This window comes from Mesorhizobium sp. B2-1-8 (assembly GCF_006442545.2).
Classification (GTDB): domain Bacteria; phylum Pseudomonadota; class Alphaproteobacteria; order Rhizobiales; family Rhizobiaceae; genus Mesorhizobium.
In genome coordinates this window covers 92165-110855 of record NZ_CP083952.1, presented here as the reverse complement: position 1 = coordinate 110855, position 18691 = coordinate 92165, and the positions used below count along the sequence as shown (strand labels likewise).

Here is an 18691-nt window from a genome sequence, read left to right as displayed (position 1 = left end):
CTCTCCTACCCGGAGCAGAATGATGAAATGCCCGGAAACCCTCCAGCCCGACGGCGGCCGTTGATCCTGAATGCTTATCCAAAGTGCCGCGGTTTTCAAGGCAAAAGTTTTAAGCTTAAAAAAGTTGCTCGGCTTGCCCTCGGCTGGGCGCTAGCGCGGGTTTTCCCGCGCCAGTTCGGCCAGGGCAGCGGCATGGTTGGCCGCGGCGCCCGCACCGAGAAACATCGTGTCGCTGGCCAGGACGAAAAAGCTGGCGCCGACGGCTGCCCATTGGCCGACAGTCTGCGGGCTGGCGCAAAATATGCCGGAGGTCTTGTCGTGCGCGATCGTCACGCCGATGATCCTGCGGATCGCATCCGTGAGCTTGTCGGCGCCCTTCGGTCCGATCGCATCGATCGACACGGAGAGATCGCCGGGGCCGACAAAGATCACGTCGACGCCGTCGACATCAGCGATCGCCTCGATGTTGGCCAGCCCTTCAGAAGTTTCGACCTGGATCGCGACGATGGTCCGCTCATTGGCGCCCGCAAGATATTCGGGAATACGATAACCATAACCGGCCGCGCGGCCGGGTCCGACGCCGCGTTCGCCTCGTGGCGGATAGCGGGACGCTTTCACCGCCATCGCCGCCTGCGCCGGTGTTGAGACGCGGGGCACCAGCACGCCTTGCGCGCCGCTGTCCAACGCCGCCTGGATGGCTTCGGGCGCATGTCCGGGAACGCGCACCATCGCCGGCACGCGATGCACATCGGCGGCGCGTACCATGCTCTCGACCATGTCGCGGGAAATCTGGGCATGCTCCCAGTCGATGCAGAGGAAATCGAGGCCGGACAGCGCCAGCAATTCGACCGCGACGGGGTGAGGAATGGCGGCGAAGGAGCCGACGAGGCTGGTCTTGCCGATGCATTTCTGGCGGAACTCGCTCATGCCGATCCCCTTTTTCATCCCGCCAAATTCATATCGGCAAACCAGCGCGAGGCGAAGCTATTTCATGCTTGAAATATTTTCGCGGAGCCGTAGCGTGCGATCTTCGCCGGGAGGTCGCGACATGAACAAGGCACATCCGTTGCACGGCTCCAACAAACTGAAGCTTGGGGTCTTCTCGACCAACGCCGATGGCGGCCTTGCCATATCGGATGTGCCGGAGCGCTGGACGGCAAGCTGGCAGGACAATCTGACGGCCGCCCAGATCGCCGACCGCGCCGGGCTGGAGTTCCTGCTGCCGATCGCCCGCTGGCGCGGCTTTGGCGGCCGCAACAAGGTACGCGAGCGGTCGTTCGAGACCTTCACATGGGCGGCGGCGCTCGGCGTGGCCACCGACCGGATCGGTCTGTTCATGACCGTGCATGTGCCCCTGGTGCATCCGCTCTATGCCGCCAAGGCGCTGGCGACGGTTGACCACATCAGCCAGGGCCGTGCCGGTTTGAACATCGTCTGCGGTTGGAACCCGAAGGAATTCGGCATGTTCGGCACGCCGCTGGTCGAGAAGGGTTACGACCAGGCGGCCGAATGGATCGAAATCCTGGAAAAGCTCTACGCGTCGGCGGAGCCGCTCGACTATGAAGGCACCTATTATCACCTCACCCAGGCGGTCAGCCGGCCGGCCAGCCTGCAGGTTCCGCGCCCGGTGACCATGAACGCCGCTTTCGGCGGCCCGGGCCGCGATTTCGCCGCCGCCAGATGCGACTATCTGTTCACGACCTTTTCCGAGATGGGCGATGCCGGCAAGCATGTCGCCGACATCGGCGAGCGGGCCGACAAGGTGGGCCGCGAGGTCGGCGTCTACACCGTGGCCCATGTCGTCTGCCGCCCGACCATGGAAGAGGCACAGGCCTATTATAACAGATATGCCGTCGATCTGGCCGACCACGAGGCGGTCGATGCGCATATGGCCGGCAAGAAGGAATTCTCGCAGTCGCACGACCCGCATGCCTATGACCGCTACCGCCAGCGTTTCGCCGGCGGCGCCGGCACCTATCCGCTGGTTGGAACGCCGCAGACGATTGCCGCCGAGATGGCCGCCATTGCCGCGCACGGCTATCAAGGTATCGCCCTGTCCTTCGTCAACTATACGCAGGAATTGCCCTATTTTTGCGACCACGTGCTGCCCTTGCTGAGGCAGGCCGGACTTCGCGAATAAAATATTCCGGAGAGACGAATTCTTTATTCCGGAACGACGGCGGTCGCCTGGATCTCCACCTTGGCGCGGTCTTCCACGAGCGCCACCACCTGCATGGCGGCCATGGCCGGAAAATGTCGGCCGATCACCTCGCGATAGGCCTCGCCGATCCCCTTGAGGTTGCCGAGATATTCGGCCTTGTCGGTAAAATACCAGGTCATCGAGGTGATGTGCCGTGGCTCCGCGCCGGCCTCGGCCAGCACCGCGACGATGTTCTGGAGCGTCTGCCGCACCTGGCCGGCGAAATCGTCGGTTTCGAACTGGCACTGCCCGTTCCAGCCGATCTGTCCGCCGACGAAGACGAGCCTGCCGCGCGCCGCCACGCCATTGGCGTAGCCGACCGGTTTTGCCCAGCCTTCCGGCTGCAGGATCTCGTGCATGTCGTCTCTCCGCCTATCCAATATCGGGTCCGCAATATCCGCGTTTCAAAACAATCCAATCCGTCAACGCGACCTGTTCAGGCCGCGCCCATCACTTGCCGCGCGATCACCACTTTCTGGACGTCCGATGCTCCCTCATAGATGCGCAGTGCGCGAATTTCGCGATACAGGCTCTCGACGATGTGGCCTTTGCGGACACCGTCGCCGCCATGCAGTTGCACCGCTTTGTCGATCACCTCCTGAGCCTTGTCGGTGGCGAACAGCTTGGCCATCGCCGCCTCGCGCGTCACCCGCGCGGCACCCATGTCCTTGGTCCAGGCGGCGCGATAGACCAGCAGCGCCGCCGCATCAACGTCGAGCGCCATGTCGGCGACATGGCCCTGCACCATCTGCAACTCGGCCATAGGCGCGCCGAACAATTTGCGCTCGGCGACGCGCTTGATGCTTTCATCGAGCGCGCGGCGGGCAAAGCCGAGCGCCGCCGCGCCGACCGTCGAGCGGAACACGTCGAGCACCGACATGGCGATGCGAAAACCGTCGCCCGGCCTACCGATCAGCGCAGAGGCAGGCAGCCGGACCTGACCGAACGAAAGCCGCGCCAGCGGATGCGGCGCGATGACTTCGAGACGTTCGGCGATACCGAGGCCCTTGGCGTCTCCCGGCACGATGAAGGCCGAAAGCCCCTTGGCGCCCGGTGCCTCTCCCGTGCGGGCAAAGACAACATAAAGATCGGCGATGCCGCCATTGGAGATCCAGGTCTTCTCGCCGGTGAGAACGTAGCTGTCGCCGTCACGCGTTGCTGTCATCTCGGTGTTGGCGACATCGGATCCGGAGCGCGGCTCCGACAGGGCAAAGGCGGAGATCGCCTGGCCGGCGCGTGTCTTTGCCAGCCATTGCTGCTGGTCCGGCGTGCCGAACAGGCTGAGCGCGCCGGTGCCGAGCCCCTGCATGGCGAAGGCGAAGTCTGCCAACCCATCATGGCGCGCCAGCGTCTCGCGCGTGATGCACAAGGTACGCACGTCGAGCGGTCCCGGATTGTCGATGTCGAGCGCCGTCGGCTTCAGCCAGCCGTCCTTGCCGAGCTTCGCCACCAGTTCGCGGCAGGCGGCATCGACGTCATGATGATCGACGGGCAGGTTTTTCGCGCACCACGTGTCTAGGTGCTCGGCGAGGTCGCGATGGTGGTCTTCGAAGAAGGGCCAGGCGAGGAAGGAACGGTCAGGCATGGGTGCCTCCGCGGTACTTCAAGATTAGTGCTCTACGGCGCCCCCCTCTGTCCTGCCGGACATCTCCCCCTCTAGGGGGGAGATTGGCAGTGTCGGCAGCGGCGCCCTTTCTGCGACGTTGGCGGTTTGCGAAAGCATACGTGACAGCCAATCTCCCCCCTAGAGGGGGAGATGTCCGGAAGGACAGAGGGGGGCGCTGTCCCGCCAACGTCTCCGATAGAACGCCCATCCTCAATTTCCCTCGAACACCGGCTTTTCCTTGGCCACGAAAGCCAGGTACGCCCGCTCGAAATCGCGCGTCTGCATGCAGATCGCCTGCGCCTGCGCTTCGGCCTCGATCGCCTGGTCGAGGCCCATCGACCATTCCTGGTTGAGCTGCGTCTTGGTGATGCCATGGGCGAAGGTCGGGCCGGAAGCGATGCGGGCCGCCATCTCCAGCGCGTCGGCCTCCAGAGCCGCGGCATCGACCAGCCTGTTGTAGAACCCCCAGCGCTCGCCTTCATCAGCCGTCATGGTGCGGCCGGTGTAGAGCAGTTCGGCGGCGCGGCCCTGGCCGATGATGCGCGGCAGGATCGCGCAGGCGCCCATGTCGCAGCCGGCAAGGCCGACACGTGTGAACAGGAACGCCGTCTTGGCTTCCGGCGTGGCGATGCGAATGTCCGAACTCATGGCGATGATGGCGCCGGCGCCGACCGCCACGCCGTCGACAGCCGCGATGATCGGCTTGCCGCAATTGAGCATCGCCTTGACGAAATCGCCGGTCATGCGGGTGAAGGCGAGAAGTTGCTTCATGTCCATCTTGACCAGCGGACCGATGATGTCGTGGACATCGCCGCCGGAGCAGAAATTGCCGCCATTGGACAGGAACACCACGGCGTCGATATCGTCGGCATAGACGAGGTCGCGGAACGTGTCGCGTAGCTCGGCATAGCTGTCGAAAGTCAGCGGATTCTTGCGCTCCGGCCGGTCGAGCCGGATCTTGGCGATCCTGCCCTCGACCTCCCACAGGAAATGCTTCGGCTTCAGGCCGGCCATTGCAGTCATTCGCGTCCCTCCCAGTTGCTGCGGAACGAGGTCAGCATGCCGGTCAGCCGGCGCGCATCCTCATCGCTGACCTTGCCCAGCAATTCACCGATCCAACCCTCATGCGCGGCGGCGATGGTGGCGAAGGACTTCGTGCCTTCGTCGGTCAGCCGCACCATGGAGGTGCGGCGGTCGCCATTGCGGCGCGCGCGGGCGACAAGTCCTTCCGACACCAGCCGGTCGACAATGCCGGTGACATTGCCGTTGGACACCAGCAGGAAGCGCGACAGGTCGCTCATCAGCATGCCTTCCGGCGCCCGGTAAAGCGCGGCCATCACATCGAAGCGCGGCAGGGTCGTATCGAATTCCTTCTTTAGCCGTTCGCGCAGCTCGGCCTCTATCGTGCGTGAAGCCCGCAGCAGCCTTATCCAAAGACGCAACCGGTCCTTGCCGGGTCCCGATGGCACGGGCAGGGGGCCGGCTACCATGTTTCACCTCCCGAGATAGAAATCGCCTGTCCGGTGATCGACGCCGCCGCGTCGCCGCACAGCCACAGCACGGCTTCGGCAATTTCCTGCGGCTGGATGAAACGGCCTTGCGGATTGGTCGAGACGAGGCTGGCTCGCGCCTCGCCAGCCGAGCGGCCGGTCTTCTCGATGATGCGCTGGATGGACTCTTCCAGCATGTCGGTCTCGACGAAGCCCGGACATACGGCATTGACGGTGACGCCGGATTTCGCCGTCTCGGCGGCAAGCGCCCGCATCAGGCCGACAACGCCATGCTTGGCCGCGACGTAAGGCGCGACATAGGCGTAGCCTTTCAGACCGGCGGTGGAGGCGATGAAGACGATCCGTCCTGCCTTGCGCGCGGCCATGCCGGCCAGCGCCGGCTTCACCGTCAGGAAGGCCCCGGTCAAATTGACGTCGAGCGTTCGCTGCCAGTCGGCCAGCGAGGTCTTGTGCGCCGGCGTGCTGCCGGCCATGCCGGCATTGGCGACGACGATGTCGAACGGTCCGCGCGCGGTTTCCGCCGTTTGGTAAAGCGAGGCCATCGCCACCTCATCGGTGACGTCGGCGACAATGCCATGGATGCGGCCGTTTTCGCCGGCAACCTTGACGAGTTCAGCTTCGCGGCGCCCGCATATGGTCACGTCGGCACCAGCCTCGGCCAAATTGAGCGCGATGGCCCGGCCGACGCCGGAGCCGCCGCCGGTCACCAGCGCATGCTTGCCGGAGATTGTCGCGGCCGTCATACTTTCAGCCCCGCGGCCGCATCGCGCTCGGCCAGCCGGTAGAGCTGGTCGCGTCCGGGCAGATAGGGATCCGGCCATTTGACGCCACGGTCGCCGAGCGTCACCGCCGCATGCAGCGTCCAGTAGGGATCGGAGAGATGCGGCCGCGCCAGCGCCACCAGATCGGCGCGGCCGGCCATCAGGATCGAATTGACGTGGTCGGGCTCGAAGATGTTGCCGACCGCCATCGTCGCCATGCCGACCTCGTTGCGAATGCGGTCCGAAAACGGCGTCTGGAACATGCGTCCGTAGACCGGCTTTGCCAACACAGAAGTCTGGCCGGCCGAAACGTCGCAGATGTCGACGCCGGCCTCGTGCAGCATCCGCGCGATCTCGACGGCATCTGCCGGCGTCACGCCTTCGATGCCGACCCAGTCATTGGCCGAAATGCGCATCGAGATCGGTTTTCCCGCCGGCCAGGCGGCGCGCACCGCGTGGAAGATTTCGAGGGGATAGCGCATGCGGTTTTCCAGCGGACCGCCATAGGCGTCCGTGCGCCGGTTGGTGACCGGCGTGATGAACGACGACAGCAGATAGCCGTGCGCGGCGTGGATTTCGAGCATGTCGAAGCCGCAGCGATCGGCCATCTCGGCTGAGGCCACGAATTGATCGCGCACCAAATCCATGTCGGCGCGGTTCATCGCCTTCGGAACTTGGTTCTCAGGCGACCACGCAACGGCCGATGCCGCCATGACAGGCCAGTTGCCCGAGACCAGCGGCACGTCGGTGCCTTCCCAGCCGACTCGGGTGGAACCCTTGGCGCCGGAATGGCCGATCTGGGCGCAGATTTTCGCCTCGGTCTCGGTATGCACGAAGTCGACCAGTCGCTTCCAGGCCACCTCATGTTCGGGCGCGTAGAAGCCGGGGCAGCCGGGCGTGATGCGCCCTTCCGGGCTGACGCAGGTCATCTCGATATAGACCAGGCCGGCGCCGCCCTTGGCGCGCTCGGCATAATGGGTGAAATGCCAGTCGGTCGGGCAGCCGTCGACGGCCTTGTACTGCGCCATCGGCGAAACGACGACGCGATTGTTGAGGACCATGTCGCGGAGCTTGAAGGGCGCGAACATCGGCGCCCGACGTAGCCTGTTGCCGCCGGCGCCGGCCTGGCGCTGGAACCATTCTTCCGCGCCGCCCAGCCACTCGGCATCGCGCAGCCGCAGATTCTCGTGGCTGATGCGTTGCGAACGGGTCAAAAGCGAATAGTTGAACTGCACCGGGTCGAGGCCGAGATAGCGCTCGACCTCCTCGAACCATTCCAGAGAATTGCGCGCCGCCGACTGCAGCTTCAGCACCTCGGTGCGGCGGGCATCCTCATATTTGCGGAACGCGGCCTCGAGGTCCGGTTCGGTCTCGACATAGTCGGCCAGCGCCACCGCACTTTCCAGGGCAAGCTTGGTGCCCGAGCCGATCGAAAAATGCGCCGAGGCCGCCGCGTCGCCCATCAGCGCCAGATTCTTGTACGACCAGCGCTCGCACAGCACGCGCGGGAAGTTGATCCAGGCCGAGCCACGGATGTGATTGGCATTGGTCATCAGCGCGTGGCCGCCGAGATGTTTGGCAAAGATGCGCTCACACACCGCGATGGACTCCTGCTGCGTCATCGCGCCGAAGCCGAAGGCGGCCCAGGTCTGTTCGCTGCACTCGACGATGAAGGTCGCGGTCTCGCTGTCGAACTGGTAGGCGTGCGCCCACACCCAGCCATGCTCGGTCCTTTCGAAGATGAAGGTGAAGGCGTCGTCGAATTTCTGGTTGGTGCCGAGCCAGACGAACTTGCATTTGCGCGTGTCGATGTCGGGCTTGAAGACATCGACGAAGCTGTTGCGCGCCCTGGAGTTCAACCCATCCGCGGCGACGACCAGGTCATGCGTCTCCATATAGGGTTTTGGATCGGCGATGTCGGTTTCGAACATCAGCTTGACGCCGAGTTCGCGGGCGCGGCGCTGCAAGAGAACCAGCAGGCGCTTGCGGCCGATGCCGCAGAAGCCGTGGCCTGACGAGACCGTGCGCACGCCGTCATGGATGACGGCGATGTCGTCCCAATAGGCAAAATGCTTCTTGATCCAGACGGCGCTGACCGGATCGTTCTTCGCAAGATTGTCGAGCGTCTCGGCCGACAGCACGACGCCCCAGCCGAACGTGTCGTCGGCGCGGTTGCGCTCGAAAACCGTCACCTCGTGCGCGGCGTCCCTCAGCTTCATTGAAATGGCAAAGTAGAGGCCGGCTGGTCCGCCGCCGAGAACCGCAACCTTCATCCGTGCGCTCTCCTCTTCGCTTGCTGCATATCGAGTATCGCGCCGGCGGCAAGATATTTCAAGCTTAAAGTTTTATGTCGAAATGATTATGCGGACGTGGGTCGCGCGCTTGCCGTGACGACCTTCAGGCGTATCCGCCGAGGCCGCTCCCATCGAGCCGAACAGGATCGCGGCAAGCACCGTGCGGGATGGACAGTCTATGCCGGCGCCTTCCCGGGCGGCCGCAGCCAGTCCGCGTCGATCTCGGGAAGCGGAATTGCGGCAAGCAGGTCTCGCGTGTAAGTCTCCCTGGGATCGTCGAACAGCGCGTCGGTGGCGTTCGCCTCGACGATCCTGCCCTCGCGCATGACGATCACCTGTTGGCAGAGCCGCCGGATGACCGACAGGTCGTGGCTGATGAAGGCGACCGTCAGGCCCATCTCCGCGGCAAGCTTCTCCAGCAAGGTGAGAATCTGCGCCTGCGTCGAGACGTCGAGCCCGGAGACGATCTCGTCGGCCAGCACGAATTTCGGCGACAGCGCCAGCGCGCGTGCGATGCCGACGCGTTGGCGTTGGCCGCCCGACAGTTCGTGGCGGTAGCGGGTGGCGAAGCTTTGCGGCAGGCCGACGCGTTGCAGGGCCTCCGCGACACGCGTCTTCAGATTGTCGCCAAGCCCGTTCTGCTTGAGCGGCGCGGCGATGATGCTGGCAATGGTGCGGCGCGGGTTGAGCGACGACATCGGATCCTGGAAGATCATCTGCAGGTCGCGGCGCAGTGGCCGCAGTGCCGCTTCCGGCAGATGGGTGATGTCGCGGCCCTCGAACCGGATGCTGCCGACACTCGGCTCCAACAGCCGCACCAGCGTACGGCCAAGCGTCGATTTTCCCGAACCGGATTCGCCGACGATGCCCGTCACCGAGCCGCTGGGCAGGTCGAAGTCCAGGCCTTTCAGAATCTCGGCCAGCGGTGCGCGGCCGATCAGCGGCTTGCGCGTCATGTCGGGCAGCGCGACCTTCAGCCCGCGCACGGAAAACAGCGGCTCAGCCATGCGGACGCCTCCAGGCCCGGTCGGCTGCCGCGATCTCGGCCGCAAGTCCGGCCAGTACCGTCTCGTCCACGGGTTTCAGCGAAGCGAACGGATCGGTATAGCGCGGCGTCGCAGCCATCAGCGCCCGGGTGTAGGGGTGCCGTGGTGCTGCGAAGAGATCAGCGGTGTCGGCCTCTTCCACCACCTTGCCGGCATAGAGCACCGACACTTTCTGGCTGATCTTGGCGACGACGCCGAGATCGTGGGTGACGAACAGGATCGCCGTGCCGTGCTCGCGCTGCAACGCGGCGATCAGCCGAAGGATCTGTTTCTGCACGGTGACGTCGAGCGCCGTGGTCGGCTCGTCGGCGACGATCAGCCGTGGCTCGGCGGCGAAGGCGGCGGCAATCAGCACGCGCTGGCGCATGCCGCCGGACAGCTCGTGCGGATAGCTCTTCAGCACGCGGTCGGGGTCGCGGATCTGCACCTCGTCCAGCAATTGCCGGATGCGCCGGTCGGCCCTGTCGCCGCTCCAGCCGAGGATGCGCACCAGCCGGTCGGTCATCTGCGGGCCGATGCGGCGCGACGGGTTGAGCGCGGTCAGCGGGTCCTGCGGGATCAGCGCCGTGCGCGCGCCGATCAGCGTGCGCCGCGCCTTGGGCTGGAGTTTGCCGAGGTCTTCGCCCTCGAGCCGCATATCGCCTTCGACGATGCGCACACTCGATGGCAGGACGCCAAGCACCGCCTTGCCGATCATCGTCTTGCCGGCGCCGCTTTCGCCTACCAGGGCACGCACCTCGCAGGGCTGCACTGAGAGCGATACCGAGCGCAGCACGCGCTGGCCGTTGGCCAGCACGGCGCTCAGATTGGCGATGTCGAGACAGGCGCTCATCGCAGAACCGGATCGAAACGCGTCTTCAGCGCTTCGCCGAACTGGCTGAACGAGAGCACGGTGAGGATGAGCATGATCAGCGGGAAAACCAGCACCCACCAGGCCTGATGGATCGACAGCCGGCCCTCGGCGATGATGCCGCCCCAGGTCGGATCGTCGGTCGAGATCGACAGATTGACGAAGGACAGGATCGCCTCGACGATGACGGCGATGCCCATTTCCAGCGACAGCAGCGCCACGATAGACGGCACTACATTGGGCAGCACCTCGCGCAGCATGATGCCGATGCGGCCGTAGCCGGCGATGCGGGCATTCTCGACATAGTCCATGCGCGACTGCCCCATGGCTTCGGCACGAATGACCCGGCAGAAGCGCGTCCAGTCGATGATCGCGATGGCGAGAATGACCGAGCTCAAGCCGGTGCCGAGCACGGCCACCAGCAGGATGGCGAACAGCACAGGCGGGAACGCCATCCAGATGTCGACGATGCGCGAGATGATCCGGTCCGCCCAGCCGCCGAAATAGCCAGCGATCAGCCCAAGCGTCGAGCCGACGACGCAGGCGGCGATGGCCGCCACGAAAGCAACGATGAAGGCGATGCGGCCGCCGAAGATCAGGCGCGAGAGCAGGTCGCGGCCGAGGCTGTCGGTGCCGAGCCAATAACCCGGCTCGGCGCCATCGAGCCAGAACGGCGGCAGACGTTCGAGCATTAAATCCTGCGCCAGCGGATCCTGCGGCGCGACCAGCGGCGCGAAAATCGCCGCCAAGAGCGCGATGAGGAGCCAGCCGCCGGCCAGCCACAGCCTCGGGCTCAATCCGCGTCGCGAGATGCGTGCCTCATCCACGGCGCAGCCTCGGATTGAGCAGCGCATACATCATGTCGACGGCAAGGTTGATCAGCACGAACAGCAGCGCGAAGACCAGCACGATGCCCTGGATCAGCGGCAGGTCGCGGTTGATGACGGCGTCGATCGCCATGTTGCCGAGGCCCTCATAGGAGAACAGCCGTTCGACGATGACCGTGCCGCCGATGAGGAAGGTGAATTGCACGCCGACCAGGGTCAGTGTCGGCAGGGCGGCGTTCTTCAGCGCCTCGCGCAGGATGACCTGCGTTTCCGAAAAACCCTTGACCCGCGCCAGCACGACGTAGTCGAGGTCGAGCACTTCCTTCAGCGATTGTTTCAACAGCTGCGAGATGATTGCCGCGAGCGGCAGCGCCAGGGCAATCGCCGGCATCAGCATGTGTTTCAAGAGATCCCAGGTCAGGTCGAAGCGCAGCCGCAGCAGGCTCTCGAACAAATAGAACTGGGTGACGAAGGGCAGGTCGAGTTGCGGCGACACGCGGCCCGAAATGTCGAAGATCGGCACCAGCACGCCGAAGAGCAGGATCAACACCAGGCCCCAGAGGAAATCGGGGATGGAAAGCGCTGCACCGCTGGCGATGTCGATGCCGGCTTCGACCGCCGTACCGCGTTCGCGCGCGCCGAGTATCGCCGTCGTGCCGCCGATCGCCACCGCCATGACAAGCGCGACGATGGCAAGCTCCAGCGTTGCCGGAAGCCGGTTGAAGACGAGGCCGAGCACGTCTTGCCGCAGCGAGATCGAGGTGCCGAAATCGCCTCTGGCGACACCGGACAGCCAGATGAAGAACTGTTCGACGATCGTTTTGTCGAGCCCGTAGAGCGCGCGCAGCCGGGCGATGTCGTCACTGGTGGCGCCGGGCGGCAGCATCATGGCGATCGGGTCGCCGGGCGCGACGCGGATGACCACGAATACGACGACGGCCACGCCGAACAGCGTGATCAGCATCGTCAGCAGACGGATCAGGAATCGTTGCAGGAGCATTTAAATCTTCAGGAGCCCTTGGGCTCGTATGCCCGATGGAAAATGCGCGCCGTCATTGGCGACGGCGCGCGGCAATTCCGGGCCGATATCAGGCCGGGGTCATCAGGGCCGGCAGCAGCGCGCCGGAAATATGCTGCACCACGTTGACGCCCTTGGCATGCACGATCGGCTGCGCGTACTGCATCAGCGGCAGCACATAGGCCTGCTCGGCGATGTATTTATCGACCGCCTTCCAGCCGGCGATGCGCTTGGCCTCGTCCTTCTCGCCCCAGAGCGGGCCGATCTTGGCGTCGAGGTCGTCGGTCTTCCATGACGAATGCGGCGAGGGTCCGAACATGGCGAAACCGGTCGACGTGGTCGGATCGCCGATGGCGTTGCCCCAGTTGTAGAAGGCCGCCGGCGCCAGCTTGTGCGCGGCCCGCAGCTCGTAGTGCTTGGCGATCTCGTAGACCTCGATCGTTGCCTCGATGCCGACCTTGCGCCACATGCCGACGATGGCCTGCACCATCTCATAGTCCTTGGGCTTGAAGCCCTTGGTCGTCTGGACGGTGATCTTGGCGGGCTTCTCTTGCGAATAGCCAGAAGCGGCGAGCAATTCCTTGGCCTTCTCAGGATTGTGCTCGACCTTGATCGAAGCGTCGTAGGCCGCGTATTCCGGTGTCTCCAGCGTGTCGATCGGCTGGCCGTAGCCGCGCAGCAGCCGCTTGACCAAAAGCTCCTTGTCGACAGCCATCACGGCTGCTTGGCGGACGTTCTTGTCGAGCATGGCATCCTTGTTGTTGAAGAAGATCATGCCGATGTCGGAAACGTTCTTGATCGAGCCGGCAAGCCCGTCCTTGGCGATCAGCCGGTCGTATTCCTCATAGGGGATTTCGAGCGTCACCTGCGAGGATCCGGATTCGATCTCGGCGACGCGGCTTGCCGCATCGGTGACGAACTTGATCGTCACATTCTCGAAGGCCGGCTTGCCGCCCCAATAGTTGGGATTGGCCTTCAGACGCAGGAAGGCATTGCGCTCGAACTTCTCGACCATGTACGGGCCGGTTCCGATCGGCGCCTTCTCGAAACCTTCGGCGCCGACCTTCTCGTAATAAGCCTTCGGCATGATGTAGCCGGTCAGGAACGACATCCATTTGAAATAGACCGGGTCGAACTGCACGACGTCGCCAGTGATCTTGTTGCCGTCGATCTTGAAATTGCTGACGTTCTTCCAGACGAACTGGATCGGGTTGCCGGTCTTTTCGTCGCCCGCCCGCTGCAGCGACCAGACGACGTCTTCCGGCGTGAACGGCGAACCGTCATGCCATTTCACGCCTTCGCGCACCGTCATCATGATCTTGGTGCGGTCGTCGTTCCAGCCCCATTCGGTGAGCAGGCCAGGCGCGAAGGACAGGTCCGGCTTCTGCGGGATGAACTGGTCGAACACCGACTGGTAGAGACCCTGGATTGTCGGGTTGACGGCCGACGGCCCGGTGGTCGGATCCCAGGACGGCAGGTTGACGTTGTAGGCGATGGTCAGTTCGCCGGCGGCAGCTTGGGCGATCTTCGGCAGGCCGACGGCGGCCACGCCAAGTGCCGCGGCACTGTACCCCAGCAATTCGCGTCTGTTGATTGTCATGGTCGTTCCCCTTGTTGGTTATTGTCTTCGCGCGGCTTCGTCCGGTTCAGGCTTCGTCGGCAGCAGCGCCTTGCCTCTCGTCGCCCTCATGAAATCGTCTCGCCTACCTCCCGCCGAGTTGTTGCGCGAGCATGAAGCCCGAGGCGGCACCGGTGCCGGCACCGGGCCATGTCGCGGCGCCGGTGAGATGCAGATTGGTCAGCGGCGTGTTCCAGCCGGCATAGCCGCGCGCCGGGCGGAACAGGAAGTTCTGCGCCAGGTGATGGCTGCCGCAGACCTGGTCGCCGCCGACGAGGTTCGGGTTCTCGCGCTCGAGATCGATGGGCGAAAACACCGCGCGGCCGAGGATTTTTGCGCGCAGGCCGGGCGCGTAGGTTTCGATGATGTCGAGCACGCGGTCGGCATAGACCTCCTTGACCTCGTCCCAATGCGCTGGCGCGATCTTGCCTGTTGCATCGCCAAGGATTTCGGCGGGTAGCATGCGCACCTGCACCCACAGAACATGCTTGCCCGCAGGCGCTCGCGACGGATCGACCGCGGTCGGCTGGCCGACGACCAGCACCGGTTCGTCCGGCAACATACCTGCCATCGCCTGCTGATAGGTGCGCGACATCTGGTCGAGCGATGGCGCCAGATGCACATAGGCGAACTGGCGCAACTCTGCCCCGACGCGCCAGTCCGGCAAATCGTCCAGCGCCAGGTGGATCATCATCGTGCCCGGCGCATGCCTGAATTTTTGCATCGCCGTGTCGAAGCGGGTGTCGCCGGAACCTCCGGGCAGCAACTTGCCGGTCAGCGCCTTGGGCGCGACGCCTGCAATGACCGCCCTGGTGGCCGTATGCGTCTCGCCGGAGGCAAGCCGTACGCCTGTCGCTTTGCCGCCGGAGACCTTGATCTCGGCGACATCGGCGCTGGTGACGATCTTGCCGCCGGCCGACGTCACCATGCCGGCCAGCGCACGGATGATCGTGTCGGCGCCACCCTTGCCCAGCACCATGCCGAAACTCTGGTTGGCCATCGATTCCAGATAGGGAAACACGGCACCGCCGGCGATGTCGGGCGCGAAGTCGAGATGCATGCCCCAGGTTGCGAGCGTCGCCCCGATGTGTGGAGACTCGAAAGTCTCCTCCAGCCAGGCACGCGGCGAAGACAACAGCAACCGGCCGGTGTCGAGCGCGCCGGAAACACCCTTCTTGCGCCACAGGTTCCATGCGGTTGCCGCAAGCGCCCGGGCGCTCATTGGCGAGCCCAGCAGCTTGAACAAATGTTCGGCTTCGGTGGGGAAGGCGGTGACCAGCTTGCGCCATGTTGCGGCATCGGCGGCTGAAAACGCGGCCATCCGGCTGGCGGTCTTTTCCAGATCGTTGCTGACGCCGAACCAGCGTCCATCCGGGAACGCGCTGGCGAAACAGTCGGCGACCGGCGCGAATTCCAGCCCCTGCGCTTTCAATTCATTTGCATATTTCCGGTGGAAGGCGGAGCCGGCGAACAGGCTCAGATTCATCGCGCCGAAGTCGTGGCGGAAGCCGGGGAGGGTGAATTCGCGGGTCTGGACGGCGCCGCCGATTGTTGCGCTGCGCTCGAAAACCCCGGTTTTCCAGCCCTTGAGCGCCAGATGCGCAGCGCATGCCAGAGTGTTGTGGCCCGCCCCGACAAAGATGGCGTCGAACTCGCTCACGCCCCGTTCCCATTTCCTTTATGCTTAAAGATAATTGCAGATGCATATGTTTTCGTCTAGTAGGATATTAAGGGCCGAGACGAGCCTTGATCATGTCAGACAAGAGGGAACAGAGACCATGGACACCCAAAAACTTCTCGGCGAAGTCGCCGGCCAGCTCCTTTCCGGCGCCATCAAGGTGGTCGACCTGACGGCGCCGCTTGGACCGGACACGCCGCTGATCAAGCTGCCGCCGGAGCTCGCGGTCGACACGCCGAAGATCGAGATCCACTCGATCTCCCGCTACGACAAGAACGGTCCGTGGTGGGCGTGGAACTGGCTGAAACTCGGCGAGCATTCCGGCACGCATTTCGACGCGCCGCAGCATTGGATCAGCGGTAAGGACTATCCGGACGGCGCCACCGACACCATTCCAGCGCAGAATTTCATCGGTCCGGTCAATGTCATCGACTGTTCGAAAGAGGCCGCCGCCGACCCTGATTTCCTGCTCACCGTCGACCACATCAAGGCCTGGGAAGCCAAGCATGGCGCCATCAATGCCGGCGAGTGGGTGGTGATGCGCACCGACTGGTACAAGCGCAACGGCTCGGAAGCCGAGTTCCTCAACGCCAACGAGACCGGCCCGCACACGCCCGGCCCGACGGCTGAAGCCATCCAGTTCCTGATCAGCAAGAATATCAAGGGCTGGGGCTCGGAGACCATCGGCACCGATGCCGGCAAGGCCGGCGGCATGGAGCCGCCATTCCCGGCGCACACGCTGATGCACAAGGCCAACCGCTATGGCCTGGCCAGCCTCTGCAATCTCGACCAGCTGCCGCCGAAAGGCGCGATCCTGATCGCCGCACCGCTCAAGATCGAGCACGGCACGGGCAGCCCGATCCGCGCACTGGCGCTGGTGCCGGGGAAATAGGGCGAGGGCGGTCTTCGGGAGAAGATCATGGTTGCAGCAGATGTTGTAGTGATGGGTGGGAAGGGGCAGCCTGGCAAGGCCGTCGCTCTACGGCGCCCCCCTCTGTCCTGCCGGACATCTCCCCCACGAGGGGGGAGATTGGCAGCTTTGGCGCCCCGCTCGTTCTTGCAACGTTGGAAATTGGCGAAGGCAACGATGACAGCCGATCTCCCCCCTCGTGGGGGAGATGTCCGGCAGGACAGAGGGGGGCGCCGTAGAGGGCTGACCTCGCATGCCTACCTGCTGGCCCCGGGGAATCATCAATGAACGCCCCCGATCACATCATCGTCGGCAGCGGCATCAATGGGCTGGTTTGCGCGGCGATGCTTGGCGGTAATGGCGCCAGGGTGCTCGTGCTGGAGCGCAATGACCGTATCGGCGGCTGCATGCGCACCGAGGAGATCACCGCGCCCGGCTTCATCCACGACGTGATGGCGACGACCTTCGTGCTGTTCATCACCTCGCCGGCCTTCGCGGCACTGGGCGCCGACCTCGCCCGGCACGGGCTGGAATTCTGCCACACCGGCACGCCAACGGGCGTGCTGCGGCCGGATGGCAGCCACGCGGTGCTCACCACCGACCGCGCCGCCAACATCGCTGCGTTCAACGCGATCGCGGCCGGCGACGGTGACCGCCATGCGGAAGATGTCGGCGGCATCGAGCGCAATGCCGGCCTGCTGTTCGGCTTGCTCAGCGGCAGTCTGTGGTCCTATCCGACGGCCAAGCTGCTGGCCGGCGACGCCTGGCGGCGTGGTCCGCGCGGGCTTGCCGCCTTTCTCGGTGACGCCCTTGTGTCGGCGCGCGGCTGGCTGGAAAGCGCTTATCAGTCCGAGACCGTCCGCGCGCTCTGGGCGCCGTGGGTGCTGCATGCCGGGCTTGGCCCGGAAGACGGCTTTTCCGGCCAGATCGCCAAGGTGATCGCCTTCGCGCTGGAGGCTGCCGGCGCGCCGATCGTCAAGGGCGGCGCGAAGAACCTGCTGTCGGCTTTCGAGGCGCTCATCAAGGAGCGTGGCGGCGTCATTTCCACCGAAGCGGACGTTGCCTCCATCCTCCTGACCGGAGGTCGCGCCACAGGCGTACGGCTGGCCTCGGGCGAAACCGTTCACGCCACCAAGAGCGTCATCTGCTCGGTCACGCCGACGCAGCTTTATGGTCGCCTGCTCGGCAAGGACGCTCCGAAGGACGATGTCGAAGCGACGCGGAAGTACCGCTATGGCAAAGGCAACTTCCAGATCCACTACGCCCTCGACAAGCCGCCGGCCTGGCGCGGCGGCGAGGGCCTCGACAAGGTGGCGCTGCTGCATCTGACGCCTGGCCTGGATGGCGTCTCGAAAGCCTGCAACGAGGCGGCGCGCGGCATGCTGCCTGACGTGCCGACCATCTGTGTCGGCCAGCCGCATGCGCTCGACCCGTCGCGCTGCCCGGAAGGCAAGGCGATCCTGTGGCTGCAATTGCCCGAGGCGCCGCGCCACATCAAGGGCGACGCTGCCGGCAAGCTGCAGGCGCCGGCTGACGGTCAATGGACCGAGGCGCTGCGCGAAGCCTATGCCGACCGTGCCGAAGCGATCCTCGCCAGCCATATCGACGGCTTCAAGGACAGCATCATCGCGCGCCGCGCCTATTCGCCGGCCGATCTCGAGGCGATGAACGTCAACCTGGTCGGCGGCGATCCCTACGGCGGCTCCTCGACCATTGACCAGTCCTTCCTGTGGCGGCCGTTCAAGACCAGCCGCAACCACCAGACCGGCATCAAGAACCTCTACCATATCGGTGCCTCGACCCATCCCGGTGCTGGCCTTGGCGGCGGCTCCGGTTTCCTGCTGGCGGGGAAACTGTGATGGAACAGAAGGTCGCCGAAAAACGCCAACGCATTTCGACCCTCGGTCAGATCGGCCTGCAGCAATTCGCGCCCTATCTGATGAACCGCATCATGGGCCGCTACAACGCCACCTTGCGTGAAGATTTCCGCAAGCAGGGCCTGACGATTTCGCAGGTGCGCACGCTGGCCGTGCTGTCGGTCACCGACGGCGTCACCGTCAACGACCTCTCGGTCTATACTGTCATCGAGCAGTCGACCTTGAGCCGCACGCTGGACACGCTGGAGGGGCAAGGGTTCGTGCGGCGTGAGCAAGGTGTCACCGACAGCCGCATCCGCCACGTGTTCCTGACCGACGAAGGCCGCGCCGAGTTCACCCGCGCCTGGCCGGCCATGCACGACGCCTTCGAGGCTATGTTCGACGATATCGACGACGCGGAATATGCAGCGCTTATCGCCACGCTTTTGAAGATGCTGAAGAACATTCGCAAGCACGACATCTAATGCATGTCGCCCAAAAGTGGACCCGGTTCTG

17 protein-coding genes are annotated in these 18691 nt (G+C 64.6%); 4 read left to right on the top strand and 13 right to left on the bottom strand.

Features of this window, described 5'->3' with window-relative positions; translation table 11 throughout:
* Positions 1–150: 150 nt before the first annotated feature.
* Complete coding sequence (locus FJ970_RS00530) at positions 151–927, bottom strand: HpcH/HpaI aldolase family protein (RefSeq protein ID WP_140757958.1); 777 nt, start codon at positions 925–927, stop codon at positions 151–153.
* A 121-nt stretch (positions 928–1048) separates the two neighbouring features.
* Between FJ970_RS00530 and FJ970_RS00525 the strand changes: the two genes are divergently transcribed.
* A complete protein-coding gene (locus FJ970_RS00525) occupies positions 1049–2140 on the top strand; it encodes an LLM class flavin-dependent oxidoreductase (protein WP_140757957.1) in 1092 nt (363 codons plus the stop codon).
* A 23-nt stretch (positions 2141–2163) separates the two neighbouring features.
* On the opposite strand, the gene FJ970_RS00520 is transcribed toward FJ970_RS00525, so the two are convergent.
* From FJ970_RS00520 to FJ970_RS00465, 12 genes are all read right to left on the bottom strand, one after another.
* A complete protein-coding gene (locus tag FJ970_RS00520) occupies positions 2164–2559 on the bottom strand; it encodes a RidA family protein (protein ID WP_140757956.1) in 396 nt (131 codons plus the stop codon).
* Positions 2560–2636: 77 nt separating this feature from the next.
* Positions 2637–3785 carry an acyl-CoA dehydrogenase family protein gene (locus tag FJ970_RS00515; RefSeq protein ID WP_140757955.1) on the bottom strand — a complete coding sequence of 383 codons (1149 nt, stop codon included), beginning with the start codon at positions 3783–3785 and terminating at the stop codon, positions 2637–2639.
* Between the two features lie 231 nt (positions 3786–4016).
* Positions 4017–4829 (bottom strand): enoyl-CoA hydratase family protein, encoded by an 813-nt coding sequence (locus FJ970_RS00510; RefSeq protein WP_140757954.1) that lies wholly within the window; start codon positions 4827–4829, stop codon positions 4017–4019.
* Positions 4826–5296, bottom strand: a complete 471-nt coding sequence (locus tag FJ970_RS00505; RefSeq protein ID WP_140757953.1) for a MarR family winged helix-turn-helix transcriptional regulator — start codon at positions 5294–5296, stop codon at positions 4826–4828. The genes FJ970_RS00510 and FJ970_RS00505 overlap by 4 nt, the downstream gene beginning before the upstream one ends.
* Complete coding sequence (locus FJ970_RS00500; protein WP_140757952.1) at positions 5290–6060, bottom strand: SDR family NAD(P)-dependent oxidoreductase; 771 nt, start codon at positions 6058–6060, stop codon at positions 5290–5292. Before FJ970_RS00500 ends, FJ970_RS00505 begins: the two co-directional genes overlap by 7 nt.
* A complete protein-coding gene (locus FJ970_RS00495) occupies positions 6057–8351 on the bottom strand; it encodes a bifunctional salicylyl-CoA 5-hydroxylase/oxidoreductase (RefSeq protein WP_140757951.1) in 2295 nt (764 codons plus the stop codon). Before FJ970_RS00495 ends, FJ970_RS00500 begins: the two co-directional genes overlap by 4 nt.
* A gap of 197 nt (positions 8352–8548) precedes the next feature.
* Complete coding sequence (locus FJ970_RS00490) at positions 8549–9379, bottom strand: ATP-binding cassette domain-containing protein (RefSeq protein WP_140757950.1); 831 nt, start codon at positions 9377–9379, stop codon at positions 8549–8551.
* Positions 9372–10250, bottom strand: coding sequence for an ABC transporter ATP-binding protein (locus FJ970_RS00485; protein ID WP_140757949.1), 879 nt, complete (start codon positions 10248–10250; stop codon positions 9372–9374). Before FJ970_RS00485 ends, FJ970_RS00490 begins: the two co-directional genes overlap by 8 nt.
* Complete coding sequence (locus tag FJ970_RS00480; RefSeq protein ID WP_140757948.1) at positions 10247–11095, bottom strand: ABC transporter permease; 849 nt, start codon at positions 11093–11095, stop codon at positions 10247–10249. Before FJ970_RS00480 ends, FJ970_RS00485 begins: the two co-directional genes overlap by 4 nt.
* Complete coding sequence (locus FJ970_RS00475; RefSeq protein WP_140757947.1) at positions 11088–12095, bottom strand: ABC transporter permease; 1008 nt, start codon at positions 12093–12095, stop codon at positions 11088–11090. Before FJ970_RS00475 ends, FJ970_RS00480 begins: the two co-directional genes overlap by 8 nt.
* Before the next feature lie 88 nt (positions 12096–12183).
* A complete protein-coding gene (locus FJ970_RS00470) occupies positions 12184–13713 on the bottom strand; it encodes an ABC transporter substrate-binding protein (RefSeq protein ID WP_140757946.1) in 1530 nt (509 codons plus the stop codon).
* A 103-nt stretch (positions 13714–13816) separates the two neighbouring features.
* Positions 13817–15391, bottom strand: a complete 1575-nt coding sequence (locus FJ970_RS00465; protein WP_140757945.1) for a phytoene desaturase family protein — start codon at positions 15389–15391, stop codon at positions 13817–13819.
* 118 nt (positions 15392–15509) lie between these two features.
* Between FJ970_RS00465 and FJ970_RS00460 the strand changes: the two genes are divergently transcribed.
* The 3 genes from FJ970_RS00460 (at position 15510) to FJ970_RS00450 (ending at position 18660) form a co-directional block, all read left to right on the top strand.
* A complete protein-coding gene (locus tag FJ970_RS00460; protein WP_140757944.1) occupies positions 15510–16301 on the top strand; it encodes a cyclase family protein in 792 nt (263 codons plus the stop codon).
* 302 nt (positions 16302–16603) lie between these two features.
* Positions 16604–18178: a phytoene desaturase family protein gene (locus FJ970_RS00455; RefSeq protein WP_140757943.1), complete on the top strand. Its 1575-nt coding sequence runs from the start codon at positions 16604–16606 to the stop codon at positions 18176–18178.
* On the top strand, positions 18178–18660 hold the full coding sequence (locus FJ970_RS00450) for a MarR family winged helix-turn-helix transcriptional regulator (RefSeq protein ID WP_140757942.1): 483 nt from the start codon (positions 18178–18180) through the stop codon (positions 18658–18660). The genes FJ970_RS00455 and FJ970_RS00450 overlap by 1 nt, the downstream gene beginning before the upstream one ends.
* The last annotated feature ends 31 nt before the right edge of the window (positions 18661–18691 follow it).

Coding starts and splice junctions, on each gene's coding strand:
- FJ970_RS00530 (WP_140757958.1), bottom strand. CDS start 927: ATGAGCGAGTTCCGCCAGAAATGCATCGGCAAGACCAGCCTCGTCGGC.
- FJ970_RS00525 (WP_140757957.1), top strand. CDS start 1,049: ATGAACAAGGCACATCCGTTGCACGGCTCCAACAAACTGAAGCTTGGG.
- FJ970_RS00520 (WP_140757956.1), bottom strand. CDS start 2,559: ATGCACGAGATCCTGCAGCCGGAAGGCTGGGCAAAACCGGTCGGCTAC.
- FJ970_RS00515 (WP_140757955.1), bottom strand. CDS start 3,785: ATGCCTGACCGTTCCTTCCTCGCCTGGCCCTTCTTCGAAGACCACCAT.
- FJ970_RS00510 (WP_140757954.1), bottom strand. CDS start 4,829: ATGACTGCAATGGCCGGCCTGAAGCCGAAGCATTTCCTGTGGGAGGTC.
- FJ970_RS00505 (WP_140757953.1), bottom strand. CDS start 5,296: ATGGTAGCCGGCCCCCTGCCCGTGCCATCGGGACCCGGCAAGGACCGG.
- FJ970_RS00500 (WP_140757952.1), bottom strand. CDS start 6,060: ATGACGGCCGCGACAATCTCCGGCAAGCATGCGCTGGTGACCGGCGGC.
- FJ970_RS00495 (WP_140757951.1), bottom strand. CDS start 8,351: ATGAAGGTTGCGGTTCTCGGCGGCGGACCAGCCGGCCTCTACTTTGCC.
- FJ970_RS00490 (WP_140757950.1), bottom strand. CDS start 9,379: ATGGCTGAGCCGCTGTTTTCCGTGCGCGGGCTGAAGGTCGCGCTGCCC.
- FJ970_RS00485 (WP_140757949.1), bottom strand. CDS start 10,250: ATGAGCGCCTGTCTCGACATCGCCAATCTGAGCGCCGTGCTGGCCAAC.
- FJ970_RS00475 (WP_140757947.1), bottom strand. CDS start 12,095: ATGCTCCTGCAACGATTCCTGATCCGTCTGCTGACGATGCTGATCACG.
- FJ970_RS00470 (WP_140757946.1), bottom strand. CDS start 13,713: ATGACAATCAACAGACGCGAATTGCTGGGGTACAGTGCCGCGGCACTT.
- FJ970_RS00460 (WP_140757944.1), top strand. CDS start 15,510: ATGGACACCCAAAAACTTCTCGGCGAAGTCGCCGGCCAGCTCCTTTCC.
- FJ970_RS00455 (WP_140757943.1), top strand. CDS start 16,604: ATGAACGCCCCCGATCACATCATCGTCGGCAGCGGCATCAATGGGCTG.
- FJ970_RS00450 (WP_140757942.1), top strand. CDS start 18,178: ATGGAACAGAAGGTCGCCGAAAAACGCCAACGCATTTCGACCCTCGGT.